General features: G+C 72.7%; 26 protein-coding genes. 9 read left to right on the top strand and 17 right to left on the bottom strand.

Features of this window, described 5'->3' with window-relative positions; genetic code table 11:
• Positions 1-125: 125 nt before the first annotated feature.
• Positions 126-2,348, top strand: a complete 2,223-nt coding sequence (locus tag ACFZ8E_RS15750; protein ID WP_243946599.1) for an exopolysaccharide transport family protein — start codon at positions 126-128, stop codon at positions 2,346-2,348.
• A gap of 261 nt (positions 2,349-2,609) precedes the next feature.
• Here ACFZ8E_RS15750 and ACFZ8E_RS15745 read toward each other — a convergent pair whose 3' ends face one another.
• The gene (locus ACFZ8E_RS15745; RefSeq protein ID WP_147859814.1) at positions 2,610-3,158 is read right to left on the bottom strand and encodes a phospholipase A2 family protein; all 549 of its coding nucleotides are present in this window, start codon (positions 3,156-3,158) and stop codon (positions 2,610-2,612) included.
• A gap of 586 nt (positions 3,159-3,744) precedes the next feature.
• Here ACFZ8E_RS15745 and ACFZ8E_RS15740 point away from each other — a divergent pair.
• Both ACFZ8E_RS15740 and ACFZ8E_RS15735 read left to right on the top strand, forming a co-directional pair.
• Positions 3,745-4,710, top strand: coding sequence for a helix-turn-helix domain-containing protein (locus tag ACFZ8E_RS15740; protein ID WP_405043215.1), 966 nt, complete (start codon positions 3,745-3,747; stop codon positions 4,708-4,710).
• Between the two features lie 132 nt (positions 4,711-4,842).
• Positions 4,843-5,256 (top strand): RNA polymerase sigma factor region1.1 domain-containing protein, encoded by a 414-nt coding sequence (locus tag ACFZ8E_RS15735; protein ID WP_243946595.1) that lies wholly within the window; start codon positions 4,843-4,845, stop codon positions 5,254-5,256.
• 264 nt (positions 5,257-5,520) lie between these two features.
• Here ACFZ8E_RS15735 and ACFZ8E_RS15730 read toward each other — a convergent pair whose 3' ends face one another.
• The 9 genes from ACFZ8E_RS15730 to ACFZ8E_RS15690 form a co-directional block, all read right to left on the bottom strand.
• Complete coding sequence (locus ACFZ8E_RS15730) at positions 5,521-6,003, bottom strand: YidB family protein (RefSeq protein ID WP_243936430.1); 483 nt, start codon at positions 6,001-6,003, stop codon at positions 5,521-5,523.
• Positions 6,004-6,160: 157 nt separating this feature from the next.
• Positions 6,161-6,595, bottom strand: a complete 435-nt coding sequence (locus ACFZ8E_RS15725; RefSeq protein ID WP_243946593.1) for a BA14K family protein — start codon at positions 6,593-6,595, stop codon at positions 6,161-6,163.
• Positions 6,596-6,767: 172 nt separating this feature from the next.
• Positions 6,768-7,151, bottom strand: coding sequence for a CsbD family protein (locus ACFZ8E_RS15720; protein WP_405043214.1), 384 nt, complete (start codon positions 7,149-7,151; stop codon positions 6,768-6,770).
• Positions 7,152-7,222: 71 nt separating this feature from the next.
• Positions 7,223-7,426 carry a CsbD family protein gene (locus tag ACFZ8E_RS15715; RefSeq protein WP_147859832.1) on the bottom strand — a complete coding sequence of 68 codons (204 nt, stop codon included), beginning with the start codon at positions 7,424-7,426 and terminating at the stop codon, positions 7,223-7,225.
• A 117-nt stretch (positions 7,427-7,543) separates the two neighbouring features.
• The gene (locus tag ACFZ8E_RS15710; RefSeq protein ID WP_405043213.1) at positions 7,544-8,464 is read right to left on the bottom strand and encodes a PhnA-like protein; all 921 of its coding nucleotides are present in this window, start codon (positions 8,462-8,464) and stop codon (positions 7,544-7,546) included.
• 105 nt (positions 8,465-8,569) lie between these two features.
• Positions 8,570-9,073 (bottom strand): CsbD family protein, encoded by a 504-nt coding sequence (locus tag ACFZ8E_RS15705; protein ID WP_405043212.1) that lies wholly within the window; start codon positions 9,071-9,073, stop codon positions 8,570-8,572.
• Positions 9,074-9,127: 54 nt separating this feature from the next.
• A complete protein-coding gene (locus ACFZ8E_RS15700) occupies positions 9,128-9,289 on the bottom strand; it encodes a CsbD family protein (RefSeq protein WP_147843255.1) in 162 nt (53 codons plus the stop codon).
• Positions 9,290-9,383: 94 nt separating this feature from the next.
• A complete protein-coding gene (locus ACFZ8E_RS15695) occupies positions 9,384-10,844 on the bottom strand; it encodes a PAS domain S-box protein (protein ID WP_405044390.1) in 1,461 nt (486 codons plus the stop codon).
• A gap of 141 nt (positions 10,845-10,985) precedes the next feature.
• Entirely contained in the window at positions 10,986-11,285 is a 300-nt protein-coding gene (locus ACFZ8E_RS15690) for a LysM peptidoglycan-binding domain-containing protein (RefSeq protein WP_405043211.1), read from the bottom strand.
• A 357-nt stretch (positions 11,286-11,642) separates the two neighbouring features.
• Here ACFZ8E_RS15690 and ACFZ8E_RS15685 point away from each other — a divergent pair, with 357 nt between their 5' ends.
• Both ACFZ8E_RS15685 and ACFZ8E_RS15680 read left to right on the top strand, forming a co-directional pair.
• On the top strand, positions 11,643-12,314 hold the full coding sequence (locus tag ACFZ8E_RS15685; protein ID WP_405043210.1) for a sigma-70 family RNA polymerase sigma factor: 672 nt from the start codon (positions 11,643-11,645) through the stop codon (positions 12,312-12,314).
• A 371-nt stretch (positions 12,315-12,685) separates the two neighbouring features.
• Positions 12,686-14,104 carry a TAXI family TRAP transporter solute-binding subunit gene (locus ACFZ8E_RS15680; RefSeq protein WP_405043209.1) on the top strand — a complete coding sequence of 473 codons (1,419 nt, stop codon included), beginning with the start codon at positions 12,686-12,688 and terminating at the stop codon, positions 14,102-14,104.
• Between the two features lie 66 nt (positions 14,105-14,170).
• On the opposite strand, the gene ACFZ8E_RS15675 is transcribed toward ACFZ8E_RS15680, so the two are convergent.
• From ACFZ8E_RS15675 to ACFZ8E_RS15665, 3 genes are all read right to left on the bottom strand, one after another.
• Positions 14,171-14,545 (bottom strand): hypothetical protein, encoded by a 375-nt coding sequence (locus tag ACFZ8E_RS15675; RefSeq protein ID WP_243932855.1) that lies wholly within the window; start codon positions 14,543-14,545, stop codon positions 14,171-14,173.
• A 153-nt stretch (positions 14,546-14,698) separates the two neighbouring features.
• Entirely contained in the window at positions 14,699-15,325 is a 627-nt protein-coding gene (locus tag ACFZ8E_RS15670) for an alpha/beta hydrolase (protein WP_243946581.1), read from the bottom strand.
• A gap of 66 nt (positions 15,326-15,391) precedes the next feature.
• Positions 15,392-16,321: a ring-cleaving dioxygenase gene (locus tag ACFZ8E_RS15665; protein WP_243946579.1), complete on the bottom strand. Its 930-nt coding sequence runs from the start codon at positions 16,319-16,321 to the stop codon at positions 15,392-15,394.
• A 253-nt stretch (positions 16,322-16,574) separates the two neighbouring features.
• Between ACFZ8E_RS15665 and ACFZ8E_RS15660 the strand changes: the two genes are divergently transcribed.
• Both ACFZ8E_RS15660 and chrA read left to right on the top strand, forming a co-directional pair.
• Positions 16,575-17,837: a hemolysin family protein gene (locus tag ACFZ8E_RS15660; protein ID WP_279593214.1), complete on the top strand. Its 1,263-nt coding sequence runs from the start codon at positions 16,575-16,577 to the stop codon at positions 17,835-17,837.
• A 49-nt stretch (positions 17,838-17,886) separates the two neighbouring features.
• Positions 17,887-19,299, top strand: a complete 1,413-nt coding sequence (gene chrA / locus ACFZ8E_RS15655; RefSeq protein ID WP_405043208.1) for a chromate efflux transporter — start codon at positions 17,887-17,889, stop codon at positions 19,297-19,299.
• Between the two features lie 73 nt (positions 19,300-19,372).
• On the opposite strand, the gene ACFZ8E_RS15650 is transcribed toward chrA, so the two are convergent.
• The 4 genes from ACFZ8E_RS15650 to ACFZ8E_RS15635 form a co-directional block, all read right to left on the bottom strand.
• Positions 19,373-19,711 (bottom strand): GCG_CRPN prefix-to-repeats domain-containing protein, encoded by a 339-nt coding sequence (locus tag ACFZ8E_RS15650; RefSeq protein WP_243946577.1) that lies wholly within the window; start codon positions 19,709-19,711, stop codon positions 19,373-19,375.
• 66 nt (positions 19,712-19,777) lie between these two features.
• Positions 19,778-20,056 carry a GCG_CRPN prefix-to-repeats domain-containing protein gene (locus tag ACFZ8E_RS15645; protein ID WP_405043207.1) on the bottom strand — a complete coding sequence of 93 codons (279 nt, stop codon included), beginning with the start codon at positions 20,054-20,056 and terminating at the stop codon, positions 19,778-19,780.
• Between the two features lie 79 nt (positions 20,057-20,135).
• The gene (locus ACFZ8E_RS15640) at positions 20,136-21,353 is read right to left on the bottom strand and encodes a DUF1501 domain-containing protein (RefSeq protein ID WP_405043206.1); all 1,218 of its coding nucleotides are present in this window, start codon (positions 21,351-21,353) and stop codon (positions 20,136-20,138) included.
• Positions 21,354-21,357: 4 nt separating this feature from the next.
• Positions 21,358-22,746, bottom strand: coding sequence for a DUF1800 family protein (locus ACFZ8E_RS15635; RefSeq protein ID WP_405043205.1), 1,389 nt, complete (start codon positions 22,744-22,746; stop codon positions 21,358-21,360).
• A gap of 211 nt (positions 22,747-22,957) precedes the next feature.
• Between ACFZ8E_RS15635 and ACFZ8E_RS15630 the strand changes: the two genes are divergently transcribed.
• Together ACFZ8E_RS15630 and ACFZ8E_RS15625 are read left to right on the top strand one after the other, a co-directional pair.
• Entirely contained in the window at positions 22,958-23,677 is a 720-nt protein-coding gene (locus ACFZ8E_RS15630; protein ID WP_147844073.1) for a response regulator, read from the top strand.
• Positions 23,674-25,041 carry an ATP-binding protein gene (locus ACFZ8E_RS15625; RefSeq protein WP_244032690.1) on the top strand — a complete coding sequence of 456 codons (1,368 nt, stop codon included), beginning with the start codon at positions 23,674-23,676 and terminating at the stop codon, positions 25,039-25,041. The genes ACFZ8E_RS15630 and ACFZ8E_RS15625 overlap by 4 nt, the downstream gene beginning before the upstream one ends.
• Positions 25,042-25,043 lie beyond the last annotated feature (2 nt).

The raw sequence follows: 25,043 nt of genomic DNA, 5'->3' as shown, positions 1-25,043 counted from the left end.
ACCGCGTACCCGGCCCGACCGCGAGCGGCGCCCCGGAAGGCGCCACCGATGCCAGACCACCGGGCGGCCGAGCGGATGCTCTACGCCTCGAAGACGATCCGACAGCCTTCAACGACGAGGACGACATGAACCAGTTGCCGCGGTTCGATCCCCACCTCAGGGAGACGAGCGTCCGTGATCACTACGACGGCGTCGCGCAGTCGGCGATCAAGATGATCTTGCGTCGCCGCCGGCTCATCGGGGTGGCGCTGGTGGCCGGGTTCGTGATGGGCATCGCCGGGCTGATCCTCATCAAGAAGACCTATACCGCAGACGCCTTGATCCAGCTGACCTTCAGCCGCGACGAGCAGACGCGGACGGGATCATCGGCGCAATCGACCGGAACGGCGGTCGAAGCGTCGGCCCTCGTGGAGAGCGAAGCGCGCCTGCTCCGCTCCAGGGCCGTCGCCCGCCGGGTCGTCGCCCGCCTCAACTTGGCGGCAGACCCGGAGTTTGCGCCCGCGACCCCGTTCATCCTTCGTTTCGAAAGCTGGCTGCCCGACAATCTCCGCACCATTCGCCCTTGGCAGACGCCGTCCTCGGACCAGACGTTTCGCGAAGACCTGATCGCGCACGCACTTCTTCAGGGGCTCTCCGTCACCAACGACATTCGATCCTACATCATCGGCGTTTCGTATGCTTCGGCCGATCCGGAGCGATCAGCGAAGATCGTCAATGCGTTCCTGGACGAATACATCAGCAACAACATGGAGACCGGCGTCAGGGCTGCCCAGCGGACAAGCGACTGGGTCGCCTCGCAGATCCGTCAGACCCGCGCGTCGCTCGACATCGCCGAGTCGGCCGTGAACGCGTATCGGCGCCAGTCGGGATTTCTCGAGCTGTCGACCGACGGTGGAATGCCACAGCAGCAACTGCAGAACCTGTCCGCCCGTCTCGATGCGGCGACCGCTTTGCGCCTGGCCGAGGAGGCGAGGGTCGCACACGCCAAAGAGGTCTTCGTCGCCGGAGGCGTTCCGTCCGCGGAAGACCTCGCCGGTGCTCCGGTGATCCGGGAACTTCTGGAGAACCGCGAGAAGCAGCGGAGGGACCTGGCGGAACTCGCCCTCAACGGACCGAAGCATCCCGGCCTCTCGCGCGCGCGATCCGCGCTCGACGACACGGAGACGCGCCTCCACGCGGAGATCGAGGGAGCGATCAAGGAATTGGACGGCCGCTTGAGATCCGCCGCCGACGCGGAGGCAGCGCTCGCGGCTCACATCAGGCAGACCAAGGACACCGCGATCGACTCCAAGAAGCGCGAGACCCAGCTGAAGAGCCTTCAACTCGACGCGACCTCGTTGCGTGACAGGCTGAAGGTGCTCACCGAAAGCTATGCCCAGGCCATCGCCGCAGCGGGCCTGGCGTCCACCAGCGCGCAGGTCGTGATGCGGGCCGAGGCGATCCCGCTTCCCTCGGGACCGAACCCGGTCGTGATCTTCGCCGTGGCGATGCTGGGCGCGACGGCGATCGGGATCGGCGGCGCCTACCTGCTGGAGAACCGGCACGACGGCCTCCGCTCGGAGGCCGAGCTGTCGGCCGAGACGCAGACGCCGTGCCTCGGCATGATCCCCGACCAGCCGAAGCGCCCGAAGCCGAGCGACAAGCGCCTTTTCGAGGAGGCGATCCGGTTCCTGGCGGCCTCGATCGACGTGCAGACCGCCGCCGCCTTCGGCCGCGTCCTCCTCATCACATCGTCGGTTGCCAAGGAAGGCAAGTCGGACGTCGGCCGCGCCCTGGCGACCGAGGCGGCCAGGAACGGCGGGAGAGCTCTCATCGTCGATGTCGCGTCGCGGTCGACCGAGGAAACAGGCACCCTATCCCTGCCGCTCGATGCGGCGGTGAGCGACCCTGATGCCTTCCTGAGGGATTTCGCCGACGATCCGGTCGTCCGTTTGGCAGCGCCACGCTGGATCGCTTCCGACCATCTCACCTGCATGCGTCTCGCAGCCTTCATCGAACGGGTGAGGTCCTCGTTCGAGATCATCATCCTCGAAGCTCCGCCGGTTCTGCAGTCGCTCGACTTTCTGCCGCTCGCAAGGCTGGCCGATCTCGTGGTTCATCTCGCCCGGTGGGGCACGACGCCTCGGGAGACCATCGCGGCCGCCTTCAAGCGGTTCGATAGCCTTTCGGTTCGCGTCTGCGGGACCTTGATGACCCACGTCGATCCAGCGACGAACCAGGGCGCCGGCAGGAGCGGTCGAGGCGCGTCGTCCTGGGACCGAAGGGACTCTGCCGCGAAAGGGCCCTTCCTCGGCTCCATCCGCTCGGCGATGAAGCGCACACGGGCTTCGCAGCTGCTGAAACACTGAGGATTCCGCGCTGCCCACGCGAAGGACGGCACGGCGTCGACGACCGTTCCGCGCGGCCGGTCGCTCTCCAGGCCGCGAACGTCCACGAGGCGAATGTTCCGGAGCCGCGCACCGTCCCCGTCGCCCTCGACCGCGACGGATCGGGCGCTCATTTGCGGCGTCTCGACCGGCCCCGACAGGGCGGATGGCGATGCCGAACCGATCCGACCTGTGCCGTCCCAGGGTCCCGGCCGACGAGGGCGACCGCGTGCCGGGCCCGGCTCAGGGCGCCCGGCAATTCATCGCATCGGCGGCCTCGGCGACGCTCAGCGACCGCCGGCGAACCTCGAGCGGGACGTCCGGTCGTTCCGATACCGCCGTCGCCTCGCGCCTAAGTGCCTGGTCGCACGCGCACGAGCGGTGCCCGGCCGCATCGTAGCAGGCGTCGTGGCGCTGGCAGGCGGCGTCGAGGGCGTCGGTCGGCGGCAGGTCGGCGCCGCGCTGGCCCGCACCGCAATAGTTGCCGTGAAACAGTTCCTTGCCCGTTAGCACGTTCGCGAGGTCGCCCTTCGGCGGGGGCGCCTCCTGCGGCGTGCCGCTCGGGTTCAGGTCGTTCGCCGGTCCGCCGGACTTGCTGGCCGACCCACGCAGCGTCTTGGGAATGCCCGATCGCGCATCGGGCTCTCCCAGACTTTCTCCGGTGCGGGAGTTCGGATCGGACAGGTCGGGAAGCGGCGGCGGCGGACCCGGCCTCGCCTCCTCAGAGCTCGTCGAACCCGGATCGTCCTCCGTCGTCTGCGCCACGGCACCGTGTGCCAGGAACACCGCCATGGAGAGGACCAGCGCAACCAGGGTTTTCAAGTCCGACTCCCGTGGAGCGAGGCGAGCACGTCGTTCGGCGCGCCTGGCCGGCGCCATCGGCCCTCCGAGACGGATCGCCTCGAAATCGAAGTCTCCGAACGCAAAAACGGTCCTCGCCTGGGTAGGGGCGGGACGCGGACCAGATACGGCGACGTCGAGGAAAGCGTTCCACGCCCTGTGCCGGAAAGCGCGATCGAACGGGACGACGGGGGGATCGCCGTCCCGACGATGTCGCTGCGCGTCGGCATGACCGCGACCGCGTGGAGCCCGCGGTAAATGCCAGCGAGCGACCAGGCTCACCCGTTCGCCGGCACGGAGGCTGCCGACGACAGCCTGCCTGCGCGACGGATGGGAAGCGGGATGCCGGGCATCAGCCGGCTCGCCGACGCGGATTGCGCAGGCCGCACGTGGCTGCCGGCGAGGAAGCCACGATCAGAGATCACGCAAAGGTGAAGTCAGGCTTATCTAAGGTTGCCGATATCAAGCGGAACAATGCCCGAAGCCGTGCCGTTGCTTGGCGTCTGACGGCATGCCTCGGGCGCGTTGGGGTCTGCAGTTGGACGTCGAGAATTTCGAAGCTTATCACCGCCTCTACGGCGGTGTCGCCGACCTGTCGCGGATCGGCGCCGGCTTCAGCGCGCGCCTCAACGTCATCCGCCTCCCGCGCCTGGTGCTGCATGAACGGCGCGTGGAAGGCGTCTTGTCGAACCGCACCTGGGCGTGCGTCGGCCGCCACGGCTTCGATCACATCACGCTCCATCTCCTCAGATCCGGGGATTTCGTGTCCGGTCCGCCCGGTGCCGAGCGGCGGCTTCAGCCCGGCGAGGTCGTCGTGCTCGACACGAGCCGCCCCCACGTCTCCCGCATGACGACGCGCGCGGACCTGCTCTCGATTCAAGTGGCACGCGCCCACGTCGCGGAGGCGATCTCCGATCCGGCCGGGATCCACGGCACCGTCCTGCCGGCCGCGGCTTGCGGCCTGCTCACGGATTTCCTGGCCTCGCTCACGCGGCGATCCGCATCGCTGCGGCCGGATCCGTCGGCCCACGTCGCAGCGGCGGCGATCAACCTGCTGAGCCTAGGCCTCAGGGGCCTGCCGGCCTCGGCCGAGGCGCTTCCGGCCGAGGCGGGGGACGCGCTGCGGCGCCGGCGTGCCGAGGCCTTCATCGCGACGCGCCTGCCGGACCCGAACCTCGACGCGCATGCCGTCGCGGACGGGATCGGGATCTCGCGCTCCGTCCTGTACCGGGTCTTCGGCGTGGATGGCGGGGTGAGGCGGTTCATCCAGCAGCGACGCCTGGACGAGCTGCGCCGCGCCCTCCTGCGCCCCGGCGAGACGCGCCGTCTCGGAAGCCTCGCCTACGCCCACGGCTTCGCCACCGAAAGCCATTGCAGCCGCGCCTTCGCGGCGGCCTTCGGCCTCCCGCCGGGGCAGTTCCGGACCGAGCTGACGCGCCCGGATGCCGACGAGGCGATCGATCGCGAGGACAGCCTCATCGGCTTGGCCAGGGCGCTGTACTGACGATCGGCCCCGGCGCCAGGATCCGCGCACGCGCCGCATCGAGCCCGCGCGCGCCCGCGCGCGCCCGCGAAGGTCCGTGAAACCCGCTTGCCCGGTGCCACTTATCGCAGGGGAAACGGCGGGAGGAAACGGATGGCAGGCACGATCGACCGCGCGACGCTCGACCGTCTGATCGCCCTGGGGCGCGAGCGCGGGGAGCTGACCGCGAGCGAGCTTCAGGCGGCTCTGCCGGTCGAGACCTTCGACGTCGACGCCCTCGTCCTGGTGATGCTGGAATTGGAGGCGGCGGGGGTGAGCGTGGAGCCGGATGCGTTCGGCCCGCGCGCCGAGACCGACGCCGCGCCGCGCCTGACCCTCGCGAGCCCGGAGCCCGGCGTGCCCCGCGTGATCGCACCGACCGGCGAGGGCGAGCCGGTCGCGGCCGCCGCGCCGGCGGCCGAGGCGGCGGAGCCCGAGGCCGACGAGACCGAGCCGGTCGGACGCGTCGTCCTGCTCGCCGGCCTCCTGGTGCTACTGGTGCTCGGGACGATCCTGGTCCTGGCCTAAGATGCGGAGCGAGGCGGCCGGGCTTGTCGATCCGGTCCGCGCGCCATCGCGTTGGCGCCTCGCAGCCGGCGCTGCGCCGCGCAGGCCGAGACGTCACGAAAGGCTACGCTTCGCGGCCACCGAGCCGTTGACGCAGTCGACGCACCCTTCCCGCCGTACATCGGACGGCCCCGATCCCGGGCCGCATGCGCGACGATCCACGAGACGACGCGGCGCGCCCTGACGGCCGGCGTCTTCGCGCGCCGGCCGCATCGTCGTTCGGCGTCAGGCGAGCTTGCGACCGTCGGCGGCGTAGCGGTCGATGGCCGAGGGCAGCTCGCGCGAGAGGCGCGACAGGAGCGCGGAGCGGCTCAGGCCGGTCTGCTGGGTCAGGTGGTCGAGGGTCTCCGGGCCGATGGCGCGCTCGAGATCGGCCTCGTGGATGTCGCGGTTGGCGCCCTGGTTGATCCAGGAATTCGCCGTCTCGCCGTGGCCGCCCTTGGTGAAGTGGTCGACGAGCTCGCTCAGGCCGCTGGCGATCAGGCCGCCGACGCCGGCCGAGCCGACGCCACCGAGGAGCCCGCCCAGGCTCGAGAGGCCGCCGCTGCCGGACGAGGTCGTGGAGCGGCTCGACACCGGCGGAATCGTCGCGTGCCCCGGCGTCGCATCATGCCCCTTTAGGAGCTCGGCGAGCTTGTCGCGGTTCTGGTAGCCGGCCACGGCCAGAAGGCCCAGCAGCGCGGTCATCGAGGGATAGCCCTTGCTCATCGGTCGTCCTTTTGGGTTGGAAGGTGGAAGGTCCGGCACCGGACCGGTGCTCGAAGGGAGCGGGAGCGCGCGCCGCCCGCCGATCCGCGCGGCGTCCCGCGCGCTCAGGATCGGGGGACCGGACCCGCAGCGTTGGCGAGCCCGGCGGGGTCTGCGATCACGGGCAGGGGTGACGGTCGCCGTCGTTGCCGAGGTAGGTCCCGCTGGCGGCATCGTAGGAGCGGAAGCGGCGCGCGCAGGCGGCGACCGCCTCGGGATCCGGGCCGCCCTGCACCACCACCGGCGCGGCCTGCGCCTGCGCGTTCGCGATGGCGCCGCCGATGATCGCCCCGGCCGCCAGGCCTGCGACGCCCGCGCCCACCGCCGCGCCGACGCCGGGCCCGCGACGATGGCCGTAGCCGCGTCCATAGCCGTACCCCCGCCCGCCGCGCCAGCCGTGACGATGACCGAAGCGGCGATACTGCACGTAGCCGGTCGGCAGGTCACCGCGCACCAGCGCCTCGACGGGGGCGCTGGATGCCGGGGCGGCCTGGGCCGGCAGACCGACCAGGGTGGCGGCGACGGTGGCGGCGCGGGCGAGGGTCAGCTTCATCGTGGATCGTCTCCTGATGGGCGGGGGAAGGGGGATGCTTCAGTAGCCGCGGCGGTTCGGCGGGGCGGCGGAGCGGCCGGCGAGGCGGCGGCTGACGTAGGCGATGACCTTCGGGAGCAGAAAGGCGGTGAGCAGCTTGCGGATCATGGAATGCGTCTCCGATGGGATGGGTTCAGGACCTGGAACGGGACAGCCAGCCGACCGCGAAGGCGACGGCGGCGAGGCCGACCAGGGCGGAGACGCGGTTGTCGTCGGCGTAGCGCGCTGCCTGCTGGCCGTAGGACGATCCGCGCTTGCGGGCGTGGCGGGTGAGATCGCGGCCCTCGTCGATCCAGCGGCCGGCCCGGTCCTCGACCGCGTGGGCGAGGGCGCGCCCGTCGTCGAGGAGGTCCTCGGCCCGGTCGCGGGCGCGGCCGTAGGCGTATTGCGCGCCGCCGGCCGCCTGGTTCACGGCGCCGTGGACCTGGCGGCCCGGGTCGCCGGTGAGGCCGCCGAGCGCGCTCTGGGCACGGCCCTTGAGGTGGCGCGATGCGCCGCGGAACTGGTCGCCGTTCATGGATCTCTCCTGGCTTTCGAAGTATCGGGCGGCGGTCGGGCCCCGGTCGGGTCGCCCGCCGCCGTGCCGGATCAGCGCTTGCCGCCGACCTTGTCGACCAGCGACGACACGCCGTCCTTGGCCTCGCCGACGGTGCGCTGGGCCTCGCCCTTGAGCTCCTGGGCCTTGCCTTCGACCATCAGGCCGTCGTTGCCGGTGACCTTGCCGGCGGCCTGCTTGATGTTGCCGGCGGCCTCGTTGGCGAGGCCCTTCAGCTTGTCGGTGGTGCTGCTCATGGGATGGCTCCTTGCGCGGGAAGGGACGGGTTCGGGGGAGCCGGCCGGTCGCATGGACCGGCCGGTCGTTCGCCGAGCGTCGGGCTGAGCCGAGCTCGAGTTCAGCCGGGACTCGGCTCAGGCGCGGCGGGCGTCGTAGCCGGCGACCAGGGTCGGCGGCTTCGGGGCGCCGAGGCGGCCGCCGAGGAAGCCCGCGAGCGCGCCGAGGATCAGCGCGAGGGCGCCGTAGAACGCGCCCTGCGTGGCCGCGCTGCGGGTGGCCTCGGCTGCGGCGGACGCCTTCTGCTTGGCGTCGGCGAGCGCGGCGTCGTACTGCTTCTCGTAGTTCTGAATCTGCGTCTTGGCCTGGTCGACCGGGATGCCCTGGGCCTTGGCCAGCGCGTCGGCGGCGCGGTTCTCGGCCTGGGCCTTCTGGGCCGGGTCGCCGGACAGCAGGGCACGGACCGCCGAGGCGGCGGCATCGCGCAGGGCCTGCGGGTCCTGGCCGGCCGCCTGCTGGCGCACCGACTTCTCGATCCCGTCGAGCGGGTTCGAGATCTGCGCCAGCGACGGGGCCGCCGCCTGCGCCGCGGTCTTCACGGTGCCGCCGACGAGCGAGCCGGCGCCACCGAGCGTGCTGGTCACGCCCGAGAAGGCGCCGCCGATGAGGCCGCCTGCGGCCGAGGTGAGCAGGTACAGCACGACGAGGGTCGTCACCGCCCAGGCGACGAGGCCGTGCAGGCCGGCAGCCCCCGTGACGGGCTTGCCCGAGAGGCGCCCGGCGATGAGCCCGCCGGCGAGCGAGGCGACGATGCCGGAGCCGACGAACCAGAGGCCGGCGCCGAGCGACAGGGTCGAGGCGGTCGGGTTGTCGACCGCCGGGCCGCCGACGCTGGACAGGCCGACGCCGACGCCGAGCATGTTGAGGATGACCTGGGTCACCAGCGCCGTCGCGGCGCCGGCGAAGATCGCGCCCCACGACACCTGGTTCAGCAGGACGGTTCGGACGCCGGCCGAGGCCGCGGCGGGAGGGGTCGCGAGGAGGGGGGAAGTGGACACGTACGGGTACTCCGGGTCGTCGGTCGTCCGAGAAGCTCGGTCGTTCGAGGGGTCGGTGGGTGGAGGCGGGATGAGCGGCCGCCCGAGCACGCGCGGCCGGGCCGATCAATCGCGGCCGTGGATCAGCAGGCCGAGGCCGTAGCCGAGGAGGCCGGCCACGAGCAGCGCGGCCATCGGGTGCTCGGCGATCCGGCCGGCGGCCTCGCGCCCGCCCTGGCGCAGGGACCGGGCGCCGGTCTCGTAGGCGTCCTCGGCCCGGTCGTAGGCCTTGCCGCCGGCGCTGCGGACGTAGCGCTCGCCGCGCTCGTAGCCGTCCTCGGCGGCGCCCTGCGCCCGGCGCGCGCGGTCCTCGACGTCGTTGGAGCCGACGAGGCTTCCGACCGCGTCGCGCACCCGGCCGCCGATGTCCCGGGCGGCGTCGGCGACGTGCTCGGCGGCGTCGCGCACGGTGTCCTTGCCCTGGCCGTAGAGGTTCTCGGCGGAGCCCTGCGCCTCGCGGGCGCGGCCCTCGACCGAGTCCCGCTTCGAGCCGGTGAGGTCGCCGACGGCGCCCTGCACCTTGCCGCCGAATTCCTTGGCGGCACCCGTGACCCGATCCGTATCAACCATGATGTCCGTGTCCTGAGTTAAAAACGTTGCAGGAGATGCGCAGTGTCGTCGATGCTACGTCTTGGGCCCGACGTTCGGTTTCACCGCATCGCTCGGTAATTTCTGCTGAGCCTTGCCTTCGGTCTCGGCCTTTTCGTCGCCGATCAACTTGCCGATGGCTTCCTTGACCGAGCCCTTTATCTTTTCCGAAGCCTCGGATGACTTTTGTGCGCTCATCGGTGTCTCCGCAGCGACCGAGACGAAGTTCGTTGCCTGAGATGGTCCGCCGATCCGGCGGGACAATGATGCAGACGTACCAGTCGGGCAGTCTTTATTTCTCGGTCGGCGACAGCGGGAACCCGTTGTCCCGCCCCCAGACGATGGCTTCCGTGCGCTTGTGGACGTTGAGCTTCCGGTAGAGCGACGCGGAATGGTTGCGCACCGTGTTCTTGGAGAGGTTGAGCCGCTTGGCGATCGCCTCGTCGCCCTGGCCCTGGCAGATCAGGTCGAGGATCTGGCGTTCCCGGACGGTGATGTTCGGGGCGATGCCGTCCTTGTGGCCGGTCCCCGGTCGCCGGAGGTTGGCAAGCTTCTCGATCAGGCCGCGGCTGAACCAGGAGGTGTCGGCCATCACCGCCTCGACCGCCTCGAACATGTCCCGCTCGCTGCGCTTGCGATCGGTGATGTCCTGCAGGACGAGCAGGGCGAAGACGGCGTCCCCGATCTCGACGCGCTCGGCCGAGGCGAGGCAATCGAGGTTCGTCCCGTCCTCGTGGCGCATGCAGACCTCCAGACCGAGCACGAAGCCGGTGCGCAACAGGGCGGTCTCGAACTTGGACCGCGCCGCATCGTGGACCCACAGGCCGAACTCGGCGGGCGAGCGTCCCAGGACGGCGTCGGCGGCGTAGCCGAAGACGCGCGCGAAGGCGTCGTTCACGCCGGTGATCCCGAAGCCGTCGGCGCGCGCGAGCAGGGTCGGCACCGGCGTCAGCCGGAACGCCTTGGCGAAGCGCTCCTCGCTCTGGCGCAGCGCCGTCTCGGCCTTCTTGCGCAGCTCGAGGTCGGCGAAGGTGAACAGCATGCACGGCTCGTCGCCCAGCTCCATCGGCTGGCCGGCGACGATGACGAACCGTGTGCCGCCGTCCGGCAGGTCGAGGCACGCCTCCATCTGCGGGATCGTGGCGCCGGCGTTGAGCCGGTTGACCGCCAGGTCGCGGTTGCGGGCGTTGGCCAGCACGTCGACCTCGTAGACGCTGCGGCCGATCACGGCATCGCGGGTGTAGCCGGTCATCTCGAGGAAGCCGGTGTTGACCTTGACGTGACGCAGGTCGGACAGGCGGCAGATCACCGCCGGGGCCGGGTTGGCGTTGAAGGTGGTCTCGAAGCGGTCCTCGGCCTCGAACTGCTCCGAAACGTCCTTGAGGATCAGCGCGAGGCAGCTCGGCGTGCCCGCGTGGTCGGTCGCCACGAGGCTGCGCAGGGAATGGACGAAGTCGACACCGGGCCGGTCGGTGCGCTTCACGTCGACGATGACGTCGTGGAAGCGCTCTCCGGAAACGACCCGCTCCATCGGATACTGGTTCGGGGTGTGGTTGTTGCGGTAGCGCAGGGCGAAGCGCTCGCGGTAGATCTCCACCGTCTCGCCGAGCTCGCCGAGGGATTCGGCGCCGTGCATGGCAAGCGCTGCCGCGTTGGCGTAGGCGATGGTCTGGTCGGGCTCGACCAGGATCACCCCTTCGCTGAGGCCGGCGACGATCTGCCGGAGCTCGTGCCTGTCGACGCCCGCAACCACACTGCCCACCTTCTCGACCGCAAGAAAACCGAAGCGCGAAACAGCGACGTCCGCCCGCGGTTCCAGGATTTGTTTTCGGCCGAACTGGTACAGTCGGACGCCTGTGCTGGGGGCGCGCCGCCAGCCGCCCCGCCTCATCCTTCAAGGCGTCGCCTGGACGACCGCCTCGACCGGTCGGCCGCGCCTCTCGTCCTTCTCGGCCATCGTCGCGTCTTCGCCCGGCCGCACGAAGATCTGCCCGGGATCGATCAGGCCGGGATCGCGGATCTGGCTCCGGTTGGCGTCGTCGATCACCGCGTACCGGTCGCCCGCGCCGTAGGTGCGCCGGCCGATCTTCCACAGGCCGTCGCCGCGACCTGATCGAGCCGGACCGTGCAGGCCCCCGGCTCGACGCCGCGCCCGCGGCCCGATCCCGACAAGCAGGCCGATGAGCGAAAGCAAGGCCGCGTCCCTGCACCGCGGTCCTCGTCGCCGGCTGGCAACGTCAGAACGCAACGAACAGGAGCGGCATGCAAACCGATCGGCAGGCCGCACCATGCCCCGTGGGCGCCGTCGTCGGCGCTCGGCTGTCCCGGCGAACGCGCGCGCCAGGGGCATCGGCGTCGGCGTCGCCCGCGGTCCGAGCGATGCCCGGGACGACGTCGCGATGCCGGGGTTCCGCGGCCGGGCTCGGCGTGAACTGGTATAGCCGGATCATTGACGTGAACGTGATCGATCATCCAGAACCCGGGGCACGAGCCGGACCGTAGAGGGGCAGGCAAAGCGACTTCCTCTACGAACAAAGGACGCCCCCTCCTCATGCACATCAGTACTGCGTCCGAAGAACTCTCGCCGAACGAGGGGTTGCCCCGTCATGTCCAGGACATGATCGGCCGGCGACTGGACGAGCTCTTCCCAGCGGTCGCCGACGCCGACCCCGAGACGAGGCTCGGCCAGGTCCTGCTTCGGCTCAGGGCCGCCCTGCTGGACGCCCAGGCGGAACGGCAGGTCTCGAAGGCGTTCAGCGACAGCCTGATCGCGGCGGTGCCGCGCCTGCGCCGCTTCGCGATGATGCGCACCCGGAGCGCGGCCGAGGCCGACGACCTGGTCCAGGCGACGCTGCTGAAGGCGTGGGAGCACCGCTCCCGCTTCCAGGCCGGCACGAACCTCGTCGCCTGGCTGTTCACGATCCTGCGCAATGCGCACATCAACCAGGGCAAGCGCTACCGGCGCGAGGTCCGCGACGTCGACGGCGCCTTCGCCGCGGCGCTGACGTCGCCGGCCGAGCAGGAGCATCGGATCGGGCTGATCGAGCTGCAGACCGCCCTGGCCGATCTCCCCGTCGAGCAGCGCGAGACCCTGCTCCTCGTGGTGCTGGAGGGCCTGCCCTACGAGGAAGCGGCCCTCGTCCTCGGGTGCCAGCCGGGCACGGTGAAGAGCCGGGTCAGCCGGGCGCGCGAGCGCCTTTCGCAGATTCTGGGCATCGCGTGAGGGATGCGGCGGCCGAGGGAGCGCGCGAGCCGACGGCCCCGTTCGATCCGACAGCCGCCTCCACGCAGGACCGGGCGGGCGTCGACGGCGACCTCGCGCAAAGTGCGCCCGCGTTGCGAGATGCCTTCTGAAAGCGGTCGCCCTCGTCTACGGCAGCGCCGCGTTCGGGTTCGGCACGGCGTGCGATCCGTCAGGCCCCCCGGCAAGCAGGCATCGTGACCGTCGGAAGCTTGCGGATCCGCCGCGAGCCCCGACGCCGCTTCACGTTGTCTCGATCTGACCACATCGTCCGTTCCGCGGCGGAGCCGATGCCGCCCCCGGTCGTTCAGGCGATCGGGGCATTCTCCGTTTCCCGTGGATCGATCGCGACGATGCCGAAGGCTCCGCCATGGCTGCTCACGCGCGGCACGCTCGCCGTGGCGGCCATCGCCGTCCTCCTCGCGGCCGCCGCGCTCGCGATCTACCTCGCCCAGGCGACGACGCTGGTCATCGCGGTCGCCCCGCGGGACGGCACCGAGCCCGGACTGATCAAGGCCTATGCCGACGCCCTCGACGCCGGCGGCGAGAACGTCCGCCTCAAGATCCTCCCGTTCGACGACGTCCGCGAGAGCGCTGCGGCGCTCCAGGACGGGCGCGCCGACCTTGCGGTGGTCCGGCCCGACGTCGACCTGCCGACCAACGGCCTGACCCTCGCAATCCTACGGGACCAGGCCATGATCATCGTCTCGCCGGAGGCGGCCGGGATCGACGACTTCCCCAAGCTCGGCGGCAGGCGCCTCGGCATCGCCGCGCACAAGGACGCCGACTTCTCCCTGCTGAAGAGCCTCCTCGGCTATTACGGCCTCACCCTGGAGACCGAGGTCGCCGGGGCGAAGGTCCCGGCCCATTCCGTCCTGCTCGTCCCGGTCGAGGCGACCGAGGTCGGCACGGCCGTCCAGGCCAGGAAGGTCGACGCGATCGTTAGCATCATCGCCCCGTCGGCGCCGAAGGCCTTGGCCCTCGTCGAGGCGGTGAAGGCCGTCAGCAAGGGCGGCAAGGTCAACTTCGTCGGCGTGCCCGACGACGCCGCCCTCATCGAGCGCTTCCCGCGCCTGCAGGCCGTCACGGTCCCCGGGGGATTGTTCGGCGGCAAGCCCAAGCTGCCGGGCGACGACGTCAAGACGGTCGGCGCCTCGTACCGGCTGATGGCCCGAGCCTCCCTGAGCCGGGTGGTCGCGGCCGACGTGACCCAGCACCTGTTCGAGCTGCGCACCGCCGCGGCCAAGATCAGCGACGCGGCCGAGTACGTGCTGGCGCCGGCCTACGACACGACGGTCGCGGCCACGAGCGCGCGAATCCCGATCCATCCCGGCGCGATCGACTATTACGAGCGCGAGCAGCACAGCTTCGTCGACCGCTACGGCGACACCCTCTACCTGCTGGCGGCCCTGGCCGGCGGCCTGTTCTCGGCCGTGGCCTGGCTCCGCCAGCGGTTGGCCGGCCTGCGCCGCGAACGGATCGACGAGGTGACGGATCGGCTGCTGGCGATCATCGACGAGGCCCCGACCCTGCGCGACCCGGCCGCCATCGAGGCCCTGAACAGGGAGATCGACCGGCTCGCGACGGACGTAGTCCGCTACGCCCGCGAGCGCGCGCCGGAGATGCGGACCATGGCCGCCGTCGGCATCGCCATCGAGACCGCCAAGGCGACCGTGGCCGATGCCCGCAACGCAGTGTCCGGAGGCGACGCCCCCGGCAGCAAGCCGCCCTTCAGGCCGAGGCTTCACCTGGCGGGCGGCGGCGAGGGCTGACGGCGCTTCGCGCCTGCCGAGGATGCCTGAAAGGATGTCGGCGCGACCCCGGCTTCGGCGGCGACGTCACGTCCTCGCGGTCACCGGCTGGCCGGCCGAGCCGAAGCCGCGCTTCGCGCCGGCGCGGTTGACGACGCCGAACCGCAGCACCGCCTGCTCCAGGTAGTCGATCGCCGCCACCAGGTGATCGCGGGCCGCCTCGATCGCCTCGGCCCCGTCCTCCGGCCGGGTGTCGGCGAGCTTCACCGCGGCGATCAGCACGCGGTCGCGCTCGTCCTCGATCCGCCGGTCGCGCTCGACCGAGCCGCGGATCTCGGCATCGAAGGCATCAACCACCGACCACGGGAGGGCGTCCGCGCCGACAGGGCCGACGAACTTCTCGGCGTGGCGCCGGGCGGCGGCGGTGGCCCGTCGCAGGCTGGAGGCGAGCTCGGCGTCCATGGGGTTGTTCCGATCCTTGTACGCTGCACCGACGGTTTCAGCGCGCGCGCGTTCCCTCCCTACACCCCGACGCGCCGTCATGCAGGCGCCGACCCAAGGCGGAGCCTGACGACGGGATGGCCCTGGGCGGGCGCAACGCGCCCGGCCCGAGCGTCAGGGCAGGGGCGCCTCGCGCGTCATCCAGGCCTCGATCCGGGTGACGTCGGCCTGCGACAGGCCGTGGCCGCCCGGGAGGACCGCGTGCTCGACGCGGGCGCCGGCCGCGGCGAGCAGCGCGGCCAGCCCTGCCGCGTTGTCGCCTGGGACGATCGGGTCGGCGGCGCCCGAGAGCATCAGCACCGGCCGGCCCGAGAGGTCCGCCGGCGCGGGGTCGGACAGCGGCATCATCGCCCGGAGCAGCACGGCGCCCGCCAGCGCCTCGGGGTGCAGCAGCAGCATCGCGGCGGCGATGTTGGCGCCGTTCGAGAAGCCGAGCGCCCACGGCGCCGGAAGCCCGTAGCGCGCCCGCGCCGCGGCGACGAACCCGGCGAGGTCGGCCGCCCGGCGCCGCACGTCCGCAGCATCGAACACGCCCTCGGACAGCCGGCGGAAGAAGCGCGGCATGCCGTTCTCGAGGACCGGCCCGCGCGGCGACAGCAGGGCCGCGCCGGGAGCGACCATGCGACCGAGGGGCAGCAGGTCGGTCTCGTCACCGCCGGTGCCGTGCAGGAGGAGGAGGGGCGGGACGGGGGCGCGGCCCGGCTCGAAGCGGTGGACGAAGCCGAGATCGGGGTTGGGCATGTTCGGGCTCCCAAAGCGTGGGGCAGGACGATCCCGCCCCGCATTCGCGCGGGGCGGGACGACGGATCAGGCGAGGTCGGGCAGCGCGGCCGCGATCCGCGCCCGGTGCGGCTCGAGGCCGGCGGGCAGCTTCAAGGCGCTGCCCAGGGTGGCGAGCGGCTCGTCGACGGTGAAGCCCGGCACGTCGGTCGCGATCTCGAACAGCACGCCGCCGGGCTCGCGGAAATACACCGAGCGGAAGTACTGGCGGTCGCGCTGCTCGGTCACGGCGAGGCGGTGGTGGGTCGAGAGCCGCTCGACCATCGCCGCCTGGGCCGCGTCGTCGGCCGCTCGGAAGGCGATGTGGTGCACCGATCCGGCCCCCGGCCGCCCGCTCGAACGGTCGGCCGCCGTGGCGAGCGTCACGAACCCGCCGGCCGCCGCGCTGCCGGCGAAGCGGATCGATGCGCCGTCGCGTGCGGCCTCGCGGAACCCGAGGCCGTCGGTGAGGATCGCGGCGGTCGGGCCGGTCTCGGCCAGGAGCAGCGTGACGCCGTGAAGGCCGCGCAACGCGTGCTCGGCCGGCACGTCGCCGCCGTCCCGGGTCGGCGCCGGGCCGGCCTCCTCGACGCCCACCAGGGCCAGCCGCATCCCGTCGGGATCGCGGAAGCGCAGGATCGGCTCGCCGAACGCGCTCGACGGCGCCTGGTGGTCGACATTCATCGCGACGAAGCGGTGGATCCACCAGCCGATCGAGGCCCGCGGCACCCGGAAGGCGGTCTCCTGCGTCTCGCCGACCCCGACCCGGCCGGCGGCCGCATGCGCGATCGGGAAGAAGGTCAGCAGCGTGCCGGGCTGCCCGGCCTCGTCGCCGTAATAGAGATGGTAGGTGCCCGGGTCGTCGAAGTTGACGGTCGTCTTGACGAGCCGCAACCCGAGCACGCGGGTGTAGAAGTCGCGGTTGCGTGCCGCCGGGCCGGAAAAGGCGGTGACGTGGTGGAGGCCGATCTCGGACATGAGGCTTCTCCTGCCTGGCGCCCCTGGGCGCTGGTGATGGACCTCACTTGAGGATTGCCCCGACCGATTGAAATCGAAACGATGGAAACGCATCGTTTCTGATGTCACATCGAACGGTCCGCCCGCCTTCGGCGACCTTCGGCGTGGCCGGGCGACGCTCCGGCTGCTATGGCGGGGCGTTCGACACGCGGGGAGACGGCGAATTTCCGACGATGCATGGGCGACCGCGCTGGGGCTGCTCGCGGTCCTCGTCCTGGTGCTGGCCAACGGGTTCTTCGTGGCGGCGGAGTTCGCCCTGGTCTCGGTACGCCGGAGCCGCGTCGCCGAGCTCGTCTCCGAGCGGCGCGCGAACGCGACGGCGCTGCAGCGGGCGACCGACCGCCTCGATGCGCATCTCGCCGCGACGCAGCTCGGCATCACCCTGTCGTCGCTGGCGCTCGGCTGGGTCGGCGAGCCGGCGCTCGCCCACCTGATCGCGCCGGCGGTCGACGGGCTGCCGCTGTCGCTCGGGCCGGTGGCCGCCCACTCCATCGCGGTGGCGATCGCCTTCGCCCTGATCACGTCGCTGCACATCGTGCTCGGCGAGCTCGCGCCCAAGAGCCTCGCCCTCCAGCGCAGCGAGCGCACCGCGCTCGCGGTGGTCCGCCCCCTGGCCCTGTTCCTGTTCGTGTTCCGGCCGGCGATCCTGTTCCTCAACGGGCTCGGCAACGGCGTGCTGCGGCTGTTCGGACTCCAGCCGGGCCACGGCGAGGGCTCGCTGCACTCGACCGCCGAGCTCAACCTGCTGATCCAGGCGAGCCAGGAGGCCGGCCTGATCCGCGAGGTCCAGCAGGAGGCGGTGGAGCGGATCTTCGCCATCGGCGAGCGCCGGGTCAGCGACATCATGACCCCGCGCCACGAGGTCGAGTGGGTCGACGCCGACGCGGAGCAGGAGGCGATCCTCAAGGCCATGCGCGCCTGCGGGCACGCCCAGGTGGTGGTCAGCCGGGGCCAGGTCGACGAGCTCGTCGGCGTGGTCCGCAAGCAGGACCTGCTCGATCAGGTGCTCGACGGGCGGGCGATCGACATCGCCTCCGCGACGCAGGCGCCGATCGTCGTCCACGAGAGCATGACGATCCTGGCGGTGCTGGAGACCTTCCAGAGCCAGCCGATGCGCATGGCCGTGGTCGTGGACGAGTACGGCACCCTGGAGGGCATCGTCACCCAGACGGACCTGCTCGAGGCGATCGCCGGCGACATCCCGGAGCCCGGCGAGGAGCCCGACGTGGTCGAGCGGGCCGACGGCTCGCTCCTGATCGACGGGATGATCCCGGCCCGCCAGGCGTTCGAGCGGCTCGGGCTCGCCGAGCCGCCGGATTCCGACGACTTCACGACGCTGGCCGGCTACGTGATCTACCAGCTCGGCCGCATCCCTGCGGCGGGCGACGCCTTCGAGGCCGGCGGCTGGCGCTTCGAGGTCATCGACATGGACGGGCGCCGGATCGACAAGGTGCTGGCCTCCCGCGCCACCGCGTAGCACACCGGACGCCCCGGCCGAGGCGGCGGGGTGGGAGGCGAACCCCGACATGGCCGACGGCCCCGAGATCCCGATGCCCGGCCGCGCCGCGCCGCCCCGCACGGCCCCGCCGGCGGTCGGCCTCGCCGAGGCCGTCCCCGTCTGGGGCCGCATCGCCGCGCTCTCCTTCGGCGGCCCGGCCGGGCAGATCGCGGTGATGCACCGCATCCTGGTCGAGGAGCGGCGCTGGATCTCCGAGGACCGCTTCCTGCACGCGCTGAACTTCTGCACGCTGCTTCCGGGGCCGGAGGCGCAGCAGCTCGCGACCTATATCGGCTGGCTGATGCACGGCACGCGCGGCGGGCTGGTCGCGGGCGGCCTGTTCGTGCTGCCGGGCCTCGTCGCGATCATGGCGCTGAGCTGGGTCTACGCGCTGTCGGGCAACGTCGGCGTCGTCGCCGGCCTGTTCTTCGGGTTGAAGGCGGCGGTGCTGGCCATCGTCGCCGAGGCGGTGCTCCGCATCGGCCGGCGCGCCCTGAGGAGCGCACCGATGGTCGCGCTGGCGGCGGCCTCGTTCGTCGCGCTGTTCCTGTTCGACCTGCCGTTCCCGCTGATCGTCCTGGCCGCGGGCCTCGCCGGCTATCTCGGGGGCCGGGCCGGCCTGCCGCAGTTCCGGGTCGGCGGCGGCCACGGAGCGGCCGGCAGGACGGATGCCGGACCGTACCTCATCGGCGACGCGGCGCTGCCGCAGGAGCGGGACGCCCCCGCGCGCACGCTCCTGACGGCGGTTGTCTGGGCCGCGCTCTGGCTGGCGCCGGTCGCGGCAATCGTCGCCGTCCTCGGGCCCGGCAACGTGTTCGGGCAGATCGCCCTGTTCTTCTCGAAGATGGCGATGGTGACCTTCGGCGGCGCCTACGCGGTGCTGGCCTACGTCGCCCAGCAGGCGGTCGGGCAGTTCGGCTGGCTCCGGCCGGGCGAGATGCTCGACGGGCTCGGCATGGCCGAGACGACGCCGGGGCCGCTGATCATGGTCACGCAGTTCGTCGGCTTCCTCGCGGCGTTCCGCAATCCGGGCAGCCTGCCGCCGCTGCTCGCCGGCACGCTCGGGGGCCTGCTCACCACCTGGGTCACCTTCGCGCCGTGCTTCCTCTGGATCTTCGTCGGCGCGCCCTACGTCGAGCGCCTGCGCGGCGACCGGGCGCTGGCCGGCGCGCTCTCGGCGATCACGGCGGCGGTGGTCGGGGTGATCCTGAACCTCGCGGTCTGGTTCGCGCTGCACACGCTGTTCGCCCGCCTCGAACCCGTCGCCCTCGGGCCGATCCGCCTCGAGCTTCCGGTGCTCGCGAGCCTGAATCCGTGGGCGCTCGTCCTCGCCGTCGCGGCGCTCGTCGCCGTGTTCCGGCTCAAGGCCGGCGTGATCCCGACGCTGGCGGCCTGCGCGGCGGCCGGCATCCTCCTGCACCTCGCCGGCCTGGTCGGATAGGCTGCGCGCGCGTCGTCGGGAACCGCGCCGCTGCGAAGGCGGCGACGCGGCTCAGGTTCACGTGCGCCGGCGATCACCAGCGATGATGCCAGCCGCCGTGGTGGCCGCCCCATCCGCGATGGCCGCCCCATCCGCGGTGCCAGCTGCCCCAGCCGACGTGACGGTGGCCGCCCCAGCGATGCCAGCGCGGGCCGTAGGCGAAGCGCCGGTAGCCGTAGAAGGCGGGGCGATGCACGAAGCGACGGTAGACGAACGGCCGGTAGCCGAAGTTCGGGCGGCAATAGCCGTAGAACCCGCGGTGGAATCCGGGGCCGCAGCCGTCGCGGGCCTCGGCGGCGCCGGCGCTCGCGCCGACGAGGCCGAGGGCGACGATTCCCGCCGCGACCGGGGTGGTGATGAACGATGCCTTCATGGAATCCTCCTGTGACGGGTGAGGGCCGGCGGCACGCCGCCGGCATCGGTCGTTCGTGACGGGTCGTCAGAAGCGGTTCGGCCGGCAGCGTCGGCCGGCCGGGCCGATGTGGAAGCCCGGCGGGCACGAGCGGCCGCGGACGTAGCCGCCGGCCTGCCCGCCGGGTCGGCAGCCGCCGTAGGGTCCGCGATGGCCGAACGGGCCGCAGCCGCCGTAGACCTGGACGATGGTCGCGTCCGGGCCGGCGAGCCCGGCGAGGGGAAGCGCCGAGGCCGGGGCGGCCGCGGCCAGGTTGCCGGCCAAGCTGCCGGCGAGGATGCAGGCGCCGAGACGTCGTCTCACCATTCGAGTCTCCTGGACATGGAAGGCGCGGCCCGTCCGGCCGCACCGGGATCTTCCGGGTTCGAACCCCGGAAACGGGGGATCAGGCGAGGAGGTCGCGCATCGGCGCGACGCCTCCGCTGCCCGGGAAGACGGTGTCGGCCAGCGCCCGGTCGGGGAGGCCGAGATGGTCGCGCAGGACGCCCTTCAGCACGGCGCGCAGGTCCGTGGTCGGGCGCAGGTCGCGGCCCTCGAGCAGGGCCGCGGGTGCGAGGCCCGGCCAGTCGGCGACGACCCGCCCGCCGGCCACCGCGCCGCCGGCGAGGAAGGCGGCCGCCGCGGTGCCGTGGTCGGTCCCGTCGGTGCCGTTGGCGTGCGCGGTGCGGCCGAACTCGGTGGCGACCGCGACCACGGTGTCGCCCCAGGCGGGGCCGAGCTCCGCCTTCAGCGCCGCCAGCGCGTCGTCGAGCGCCTTGAGGAGGTGGGCGAGGCGGCCCGAGGCCGGCCCCTCCGCGGCATGGGTGTCCCAGCCGTCGAGCGCCAGGGTCGCGATCCGCGGCCCGTCGGGGCGGGCGAGCATCCGCCCCGCCGCCGCGGCCAGGGTGGCGTAGATGCGGCCGGGACCGCCGACCGCTTGCCCCCCCTCCGGCAGTATCGCGTCGAGGCGATTGCTTTCGGTCAGCGCCGCCAGCAGGGCCGGATCGCGCTCGCCGTAGAGGCGCTCCAGCCGCATCACCGTGTCGTCGAGCGGCGCGCGCAGGTTGCCGGGCGACCAGCTCATCACCGGGGCGGGCCCGCGCATCACCAGGGGCACCGTCGCGCCGCAGGCGAAGAGGTCGCGTCCGCGGGCCGGGCCGGCGGACGGCAGCAGGGCCGCCGCGCGATTGAGCCAGCCGGTCCCGCTGCCGTTCGGGCTCGGGGTGCCGTTCTCCAGGACGTCCTGCCCGTCGAAATGCGAACGCTCGCGATAGGGCGTCGCCACCGCGTGCAGCATCAAGGCCTCGCGGGCATCGAATAGCCCCTTGAGGAACGGCAGGTTCGGGTTGAGGCCGAACAGGCCGCCGAGCGGCAGCGCCGCGCCGGCGCCCGACGCCGGCAGCGCCAGCGGGCCGCGCAAGGCGGCATAGGCCGGATCGCCGATCGCCGGGAGGAAGGCGAGACCGTCGAGTGCGCCGCGCAGGATCACGAAAACGAAGCGCGGGTCGCGGGTCGCGGCCGAAGCGATCCGCGGCATCAGGCCGGCGGCCGCGAGCGTCGAGCCGGCGGCGAGCAGGCCGCGACGGGTCGGCAGGCTGCCGCAGGTCGGTGGGTTGAGCCGCATCGCGCTATCTCCGCTGGAATTCCGAGCTCATCAGGAGCAGGGCGAGGCCCTGCGCCCCGGTCTCGGCCCGGGCGATCTCGCGCCGGGTCGGCGCGGAGAGCAGCGGACCGAACGCGTCCTCGGCGAGCGCGACCGGGTTGCCGGCGGGCGGCGCCCGCTCGCAGGCTTCGGCGGCCCAATCGATCCGGGCCTTGAAGGCGTGCGGCGCGAGCCATTCGGCGGCGGCGTCCGGCCAGCCGCGGGGGCTCGGCGGCGCGAAGGTGCGCTGCCCGAAGGCGGCGAGCGCCCGCGGCACGTGGCCGTCGCGTCGGTCGGCACCGGGGACGAGCCGGAGCGCGCTCAGCACGAACTCGTAGGGCGTCTTGAACTTGCGCGGCGCCGGCTCCCACGCCTCCGGCGTCGCGACCAGCGCGGCGGCCATCGCGGCGAGATCGCCGTCGCCGTCGCGATAGGCGGCGGCGAGCCGCGCCACCGCGCCCTCGGGCGGATCGTCGGCGATGAAGTGGATCGCGAGCTTGCGGGCGAGATGGCGGGCCGTCGCCGGATGGCGCGCGAGCGCGTCCAGCACCGCGTCGCCCTGCTCCAGGCCGCCCGGTTCGTAGGTCCGGCCGAGGATCGTCGCCGGGCCGGGCTCGTGCCGGCTCGCGGCGAACAGGAAGCGCCCGGCATCCGGCCGGTCGGCCCGCGGCGGCACCCAGCCCCGGCCGGTGAGAACCCCGGCCAGCGCCGTGACGTCGGCCTGGCCGTAGCCGCCGTCGACGCCGAGCGTGTGCAGCTCCAGCGTCTCGCGGGCGAGGTTCTCGTTGAGGCCGAGGCCGCGCCGTGCCCCGGCCGGCGAGCCGGGGCCGACGGAGCGCTGATTGTCGAGGTAGACCAGCATCGCCGGGTGGCGCTGCACCGCCCGCAGCATGTCGGCGAAGCGCCCGAGCACGTGCGGGCGGATCGCCTCGCGCTCGAAGGCGCCGGCCAGCACGCGGACCGGCCCCTTGTCGCTCGAGACCGCGAAGTGGTTGGCGAAGAAAAGCGCCAGCCGCTCGACGAAGCCGGCCTCCGTCGCCGCGCCGTGCGCGAGCCGGGCCTCGACCTCGGCGCGCTCGATGGTTCGCCGGACCTGCCCGGGGTCGGCGGACGGCGGAGGCGCGGGCTGGGGGGGCGCAGCCGGCATCGAAGCGGGTTCGGCCGCCGCCCGGTCCCGCTTGGCGTTCCGGGCCTGCGCGAGGCTGCGAGCCGCCGCATCGGACGGCAGGAGCGCGGGATCGTCGATCAGGGCCGCCGCGGGCTGGGACAGCTGCGCGGCGAGCCATCCGCGGGGATCGCCGGCGATGCGGGCGGTCTCGCCCGGCCGTGCGCCGATCCCGAACCGGTTGAGTGCAAGGACCGCATCCGTGGTCATCGCTTCGATCCCTCGCGGCGCGCCGAACCGGCGGCCTGGATCGGACCTTCGCGCCCGCCTGTCGCGCAACGATCCCAGGTTCGAAGACTTTCTTGCCGAGCTGTCGCAGGCCCGGCGGGCGGTTACATCTTGCGACGTTGTTTCCGCCGGTCCGGCCGGCCCGGCCGCTAGGATCGGCCGGCGGAAGGCCCGACGACGAAGGCTCGACGACATGGACGCTGCCCACCTGCTGGTCGTCGACGACCACCGCGACATCCGCGATCCGCTGGCCGCCTACCTGCGCCGGCACGACCTGCGGGTGAGCGTGGCGGCCGACGCCGCGGCGGCGCGGGCGATCCTCGGCACCAGCGCCATCGACCTCGTCGTCCTCGACGTGATGATGCCCGGCGAGGACGGGCTCTCGCTCTGTCGCCACATCCGCGAGGTGCACGACACGCCGGTGATCCTGCTGACGGCGATGGCCGAGCAGACCGACCGCATCGTCGGGCTGGAGATCGGCGCGGACGACTACGTGACCAAGCCGTTCGACCCGCGGGAGCTGCTCGCCCGGGTGAAGAACCTGCTGCGCCGGGCCGCCGCCCTGCCGCGCGAGCGCGCCGAACCCGGCGCGCGGCGCCTCGCCTTCGACCGCTGGATCCTGGATAGCGACCGGCGCGAGCTCGTCGACGGGGCGGGCGAGGCGGTCGTGCTCAGCACTGCGGAGTTCCGCCTGCTCGCCGCGCTGGTGCGGCGCCCGCGGGTGGTGCTGTCGCGCGACCAGCTCCTCGACCTGACGAGCGGCCGCACCGCCCAGGCCTTCGACCGCAGCATCGACAACCAGGTCAGCCGGCTTCGGCGCAAGCTCGAGCGCGATCCCGCCCATCCCGAGCTGCTCAAGACGGTGTGGGGCGGCGGCTACGTCTTCGCCACCGACGTGCGGGAGGTCCGGTGAGCCGCCTCGTGCCGCGCTCGCTCGTCTGGCGGCTGGCGCTGCTCCTGGTGCTGGCGGTGGTGGCCGCACAGGCCGCGGCCTTCGCGATGTTCGCGAGCGAGGCGACCCGCGTCGGGCGCGCCGCCGGCCGCACCCAGGTGATCGACCGCATCGCCATCCTCGTCCGCCTGCTCGACACGGTGCCGGCGGACGCGGTCCCAGGAACCATCGCGGCCTTCAACTCGCCCAGGCACCACTTCTCGATCGGCCCGGCGAGCCTCGTCCCCGACGGGGCGATGGACGCCGACGAGGCCCGGCTGGCGCACGGCCTCGACCGCCGCCTGCAGGCGGATGCGACCGAGGCGCGCCTGCTCCTGGTCAAGCGCGACTCGGTCAGGCGCGACGTCGCCGACGACCCGCCGGCCGAGGGGCGCCGGGCCAAGCCGGAGGCGCTCCAGGTCTCGGTGCACCTCGCCGACGGGCGCTGGCTCAACGGCGAGGCGCCGGTCGCGCTGCCGACGCCGCCCTGGATGCGGATCGGCCTGTTCCAGATCGCCGCCAGCGTCGTCGCCGTGCTCGCCGTGGTCGGTCTCGGGCTGCGCGGGGTGGTCGGGCCGGTGACAGCCCTGGCGCAGGCCGCCGAGGAGGCTGGGCGCGGCACGATGGTCGCGCCGTTGCCGGAATCGGGCCCCGCGGAACTGCGGACGATGACGATCGCCTTCAACCGGATGCAGGCACGGCTCCGGGCCTACGTCGACGATCGCACCCGGATGCTCGCCGCCGTCAGCCACGACCTGCGCACGCCGATCGCCTCGCTGTGGCTGCGCGCGGAGATGGTGGAGGACGAGGACCTCCGCGCCGGCATGGTGCGGACGCTGGGCGACATGAAGCGGATGGTGGAGGCGACGCTGTCCTTCGCCCGCGACGACGCCGCCTCGCAGGCGAGCGGCCCCCTCGACCTCGCCGAGCTCGCCCGCACGCTGGCCTCGGACCACGCCGCCCTCGGCCGCGACGTCACCCTGTCGGCCCCAGAAGCCCTTCCCTTCGCCGGCCGGCCCGACGCCCTGAGGCGGGCGCTCGACAACCTCGTCGAGAATGCGGTCCGCTACGGGCGACGCGCGCGCCTCGCGCTCGATCGCGACGGCGCGGACGTGCGCATCCGGGTCGAGGACGACGGGCCGGGCATCCCTGCCGACCGGGTCGAGGCGATGTTCGAGCCTTTCGCCCGGCTCGACGATTCGCGCAGCGACGAGACCGGCGGCACCGGCCTCGGGCTCGCCATCGCGCGCTCGGCGATCCGCGCGCATGGCGGTGAGATCCGGCTGCACAACCTGCCGCAAGGGGGCCTGCGCGCGGAGGTCGTCCTGCCGGGGGCGGGACGCTGACG

The sequence above is a fragment of the Methylobacterium sp. HMF5984 genome, from assembly GCF_045033435.1.
Lineage (GTDB): Bacteria > Pseudomonadota > Alphaproteobacteria > Rhizobiales > Beijerinckiaceae > Methylobacterium.
Note: the sequence above shows the minus strand (reverse complement) of the source record. Positions and strands in the feature narration are given on the sequence as shown.

Bases quoted from the DNA above. Each gene is read 5' to 3' on its own strand.
- ACFZ8E_RS15750 (WP_243946599.1), top strand. From the start codon at position 126: ATGAACCAGTTGCCGCGGTTCGATCCCCACCTCAGGGAGACGAGCGTC.
- ACFZ8E_RS15745 (WP_147859814.1), bottom strand. From the start codon at position 3,158: ATGGCGGTGTTCCTGGCACACGGTGCCGTGGCGCAGACGACGGAGGAC.
- ACFZ8E_RS15735 (WP_243946595.1), top strand. From the start codon at position 4,843: ATGGCAGGCACGATCGACCGCGCGACGCTCGACCGTCTGATCGCCCTG.
- ACFZ8E_RS15730 (WP_243936430.1), bottom strand. From the start codon at position 6,003: ATGAGCAAGGGCTATCCCTCGATGACCGCGCTGCTGGGCCTTCTGGCC.
- ACFZ8E_RS15725 (WP_243946593.1), bottom strand. From the start codon at position 6,595: ATGAAGCTGACCCTCGCCCGCGCCGCCACCGTCGCCGCCACCCTGGTC.
- ACFZ8E_RS15720 (WP_405043214.1), bottom strand. From the start codon at position 7,151: ATGAACGGCGACCAGTTCCGCGGCGCATCGCGCCACCTCAAGGGCCGT.
- ACFZ8E_RS15715 (WP_147859832.1), bottom strand. From the start codon at position 7,426: ATGAGCAGCACCACCGACAAGCTGAAGGGCCTCGCCAACGAGGCCGCC.
- ACFZ8E_RS15705 (WP_405043212.1), bottom strand. From the start codon at position 9,073: ATGGTTGATACGGATCGGGTCACGGGTGCCGCCAAGGAATTCGGCGGC.
- ACFZ8E_RS15700 (WP_147843255.1), bottom strand. From the start codon at position 9,289: ATGAGCGCACAAAAGTCATCCGAGGCTTCGGAAAAGATAAAGGGCTCG.
- ACFZ8E_RS15685 (WP_405043210.1), top strand. From the start codon at position 11,643: ATGCACATCAGTACTGCGTCCGAAGAACTCTCGCCGAACGAGGGGTTG.
- ACFZ8E_RS15680 (WP_405043209.1), top strand. From the start codon at position 12,686: ATGCCGAAGGCTCCGCCATGGCTGCTCACGCGCGGCACGCTCGCCGTG.
- ACFZ8E_RS15675 (WP_243932855.1), bottom strand. From the start codon at position 14,545: ATGGACGCCGAGCTCGCCTCCAGCCTGCGACGGGCCACCGCCGCCGCC.
- ACFZ8E_RS15670 (WP_243946581.1), bottom strand. From the start codon at position 15,325: ATGCCCAACCCCGATCTCGGCTTCGTCCACCGCTTCGAGCCGGGCCGC.
- ACFZ8E_RS15665 (WP_243946579.1), bottom strand. From the start codon at position 16,321: ATGTCCGAGATCGGCCTCCACCACGTCACCGCCTTTTCCGGCCCGGCG.
- chrA (WP_405043208.1), top strand. From the start codon at position 17,887: ATGGCCGACGGCCCCGAGATCCCGATGCCCGGCCGCGCCGCGCCGCCC.
- ACFZ8E_RS15650 (WP_243946577.1), bottom strand. From the start codon at position 19,711: ATGAAGGCATCGTTCATCACCACCCCGGTCGCGGCGGGAATCGTCGCC.
- ACFZ8E_RS15645 (WP_405043207.1), bottom strand. From the start codon at position 20,056: ATGGTGAGACGACGTCTCGGCGCCTGCATCCTCGCCGGCAGCTTGGCC.
- ACFZ8E_RS15640 (WP_405043206.1), bottom strand. From the start codon at position 21,353: ATGCGGCTCAACCCACCGACCTGCGGCAGCCTGCCGACCCGTCGCGGC.
- ACFZ8E_RS15635 (WP_405043205.1), bottom strand. From the start codon at position 22,746: ATGACCACGGATGCGGTCCTTGCACTCAACCGGTTCGGGATCGGCGCA.
- ACFZ8E_RS15630 (WP_147844073.1), top strand. From the start codon at position 22,958: ATGGACGCTGCCCACCTGCTGGTCGTCGACGACCACCGCGACATCCGC.